General features: G+C 32.6%; 2 protein-coding genes and 2 pseudogenes. 2 read left to right on the top strand and 2 right to left on the bottom strand.

The window, feature by feature from the left end; translation table 11 throughout:
* Positions 1–187 (top strand): annotated as a pseudogene (locus AC1DRF_RS26760) (hypothetical protein); the annotation flags it as partial.
* 257 nt (positions 188–444) lie between these two features.
* Here the strand turns inward: AC1DRF_RS26760 and AC1DRF_RS26765 are convergent.
* Positions 445–647: pseudogene (locus tag AC1DRF_RS26765) on the bottom strand (MFS transporter); the annotation flags it as partial.
* Positions 648–1,069: 422 nt separating this feature from the next.
* On the opposite strand from AC1DRF_RS26765, the gene AC1DRF_RS26770 reads away from it, so the two are divergent.
* Complete coding sequence (locus AC1DRF_RS26770) at positions 1,070–1,267, top strand: hypothetical protein (protein WP_477742160.1); 198 nt, start codon at positions 1,070–1,072, stop codon at positions 1,265–1,267.
* Between the two features lie 67 nt (positions 1,268–1,334).
* Here AC1DRF_RS26770 and AC1DRF_RS26775 read toward each other — a convergent pair.
* Positions 1,335–1,634 (bottom strand): DNA polymerase beta superfamily protein (locus tag AC1DRF_RS26775; RefSeq protein WP_477742161.1); only part of this gene is annotated, 300 nt, incomplete at its 5' end.

The raw sequence follows: 1,634 nt of genomic DNA on the forward strand, positions 1-1,634 counted from the left end.
GAATTCCGCAGTCACTAGCGTAACTTCGTCATTAAATAAGCAAGTTGAAATGCTAGAAGTTCTACAAAAAGAAAGCGGTAAGGATAAATCAACTTTAGAAGAAAACACAAAAGCTGCTGAAACACAATTTTTAGATGCTAAAGAAAAAGTGTCTACATTTGAATCTAAATATGATATCCAAATGTAAGATATATGCTTTAAATACAATTATTCATTAAAATAAAAAGCCGTTTCTCACCCAAAGAAACGGCTTTTTATTTTATTTCTCTCTGTTAATCTTTGGTGTACGCAAGAAGAAAGAGAGTAAAAGTGCAACCAGACCTAATAATGTAGCAAATAAGAATACATCGTTACTACCATCTATAGTCGGAGTTGTTATTGCTTTAGCGTATAGCGATATAATACCGCTATTACCTAACTGACTAAGTTGACTACTAAAGAAATCATTGTTAGTTGTTAGTGTATTAGTGTATTAGTGTAGTTTGAAAGATGTTCAGTAGTTTGCTGTGTCATAATTGTAACAAGTATAGCCGTACCAATCGAACCTGCAACTTGACGAATTGTATTACTTAAGCTGTACCGTGAGAAATTAAATGTTGAGGTAATTGGTTCATACCTGCAGTCATAATAGGCACCATAATTAATGCATCTGGCAATAATAGTAGATCTGATTGAAGCGGCGTAAAGCCTCAAATGCTTTATAGATAGATTGGCAGCAGTTTTGAAATTATTTAGGATGAAACATAAAAAATTATAATCAGATTTGTTGAAAATTAACCCAAAAATTATTAATGTAATTTTCCGAAACTTTTCTTCTTGCTAAAACGTATAGTAAGTATAGGGAATGTTAATTTAAATTCCTTTTTGCGGAAAAACATTTAATATACAGTCGGAGAATATATGCTGTATTACGCGACGCTAGGTGAACTAAAGAAGAAAAAGGGACCTGAAGCGATTTAACTTATGAAATTAATCCTTTTACTGGGTCAGTAAAAGGAGGGGAGTAAACTAATTAAATCCCTAAGAAGTAATCAAATGTAATATTGAAATTAAAAAAGGGGGTAGTAAAATGACAATGTGGCTGTGGGCAGGCGGATGTATAGTGTTTTTGTTAGCAATGGGTTACATTGCAGATCGTGTAGCCGTAAGGAGAAGCATTGAATTTAGTCMGGAGGATGGAATTAAAAATGCTACAGATGCAGAACAAATATATGTGGAGAGCTATTTAAATGAAACAAAAAATACGAATAATAATATACCGCTTTAATAAAAATTATAAATAAAAGGCTTATCCGCTGCTATTTGCATTAGGGATAAGCCTTTTTGTTTTATACTTAGTTCCAAACTTCGTCTAAAGTATCTCTAAACAATTGATCTAATTCATATGTAGGGTCATCTAATTCTACAGATAAAGTTCTGACGTATCTGTCTAAACGGTCAATTTCTAAGTTTAAAAATTCATTAATAACATTGATGCGTGGTTCTAAATCTAACTCATCACCACTAATTTTACGCTTTAACAGCTTGCTAACCTCTTCTTTTAATTCTCCTTCTGGTAACAGTTTCTCTAAGAGAATAGGGAATTCTAGTGGAGGAAATTCGTTATATTGCTCAATCCACTTAGCAGCTAGCAC

The organism is Priestia sp. P5_B4 (genome assembly GCF_056400385.1).